The 1,333-nt window shown below is 67.3% G+C and carries 2 protein-coding genes; both read right to left on the bottom strand.

What is annotated here, in order from left to right; translation table 11 throughout:
* Nucleotides 1–272, bottom strand: a 272-nt coding sequence (locus tag ACTWQA_RS59025; RefSeq protein ID WP_443167503.1) for a DUF6223 family protein, incomplete at its 3' end; no start/stop codon positions are given.
* A gap of 164 nt (nt 273–436) precedes the next feature.
* Nucleotides 437–1,333: lipocalin-like domain-containing protein (locus tag ACTWQA_RS59020; RefSeq protein ID WP_443167502.1), on the bottom strand; the 897-nt coding region annotated here is incomplete at its 5' end.

Below are 1,333 nucleotides of genomic sequence, written 5' to 3'. Positions count from 1 at the left end.
CCGAAGCCGCCGGCGGAGTTGGCCGCATGCAGTCCACCGATGACCAGGCTGGTCAGCCCGAGCGCCAGGGCCGTGACGGCGCCGGCGCGCCGGTTGCCGACGCCGATACGACCCGCGGAGCGGGCTCGGGCCAGCCCGCCGATGACAACGCTGATCAGTCCCACCACGACGGCCACGCTGGGCAGCGTGCGCCCGGAGCCGATGTCGTAACCAGCGGCGGCGACGGAGAGCTGCACGGCCTCGGGTGCGGCGAGCAGGAGACGGACGGACATTGAGGATCCTTTCGATCATTCCGGGCGAGCCGGAGCATGGTGGATCGGCCTAGGCCGGTCGAGGCGCCGACGCGGAGCGCCTAGGAGGGTTTTCAGGTGTGATGCGGCGATGGGGGGGAACTGGCTTTCGGGGCCGTTCGGAACCGGGCATCTGTTCCGCAGAGCTATCGCCAGTTGCCGTTCTGTTCGACGAACGCCTGCCCGGTGATCGGCTTGCCCCGGTACCGTCCGGTGACGGTGGCCGCGCCCTCGTAAAGGCCGCCGAAAGCGCTCTGGAGTTCGTGTCCCGGCTTGGAGGTGACGGTCAGGCTGGTATCCAGCGAGGGGATGTTCACGATCCACCGCGTGCCGTACCGCTGGCCGCTGGTGGGGCTGGTCCAGAAGTCGGAAGTGGTGTCGGCGAGCGGATTCACCGCAACGACCTCGTGGGTTCCGTCGGGGCGCAGCACGGTCGCGTAGGGAAACTCGCTCCCCTCGGCGAACAGGTCCCAGAGGTTGACCCGGTCGCCGTTGGACAGCTGCACGGCCATCCAGGTCCATTTCTCCATGGTGCTCCAGTTCCAGGAGCCCCACTGGCGGTCCAACCACGACTCCCCGGTCACCGGGTAGGTGTGGTCCTTCACCTTGAGCGTTCCCTGCGTCGCCAGGCTGGGCAGGGAGTAGTAATAGCTCGTGCCGCCGAGGAAGGGGATCAGCCCGGTCCCGTTGTTGTACAGCACAGGTCCCTGCGCTTTGAGCGTCAGGTCGATTTCGCCGACCGGCAGCGTGGCGTGCAGACGCATCGCCTCCATGGGCCCGGACAGCGTCGCCGTCGGCGTGCGTATGTCCAGGTCGGTAGTGGAAAAGCTGGTCTGGTCGAGCGTGTAGCTCTTGCTTTCGGTGTAGAAGGCGCCGGTCGTCTTGTCAGTGATCGCGATCATGGCCTGCGGGTTGTTGCCGCCACCGATCGTGACCTGGTAGCCGAACCGGTGGCCACGGGCATTGACGTGGCCGACCAGGTACCACCATTCCTGGCGGGCGTCCGGATGCGCCGCCTGATCGGCCGGCAGATGCACGAACGT

The sequence above is a fragment of the Nonomuraea sp. 10N515B genome (assembly GCF_052245915.1).
GTDB lineage: Bacteria > Actinomycetota > Actinomycetes > Streptosporangiales > Streptosporangiaceae > Nonomuraea.
Note: the sequence above shows the minus strand (reverse complement) of the source record. Positions and strands in the feature narration are given on the sequence as shown.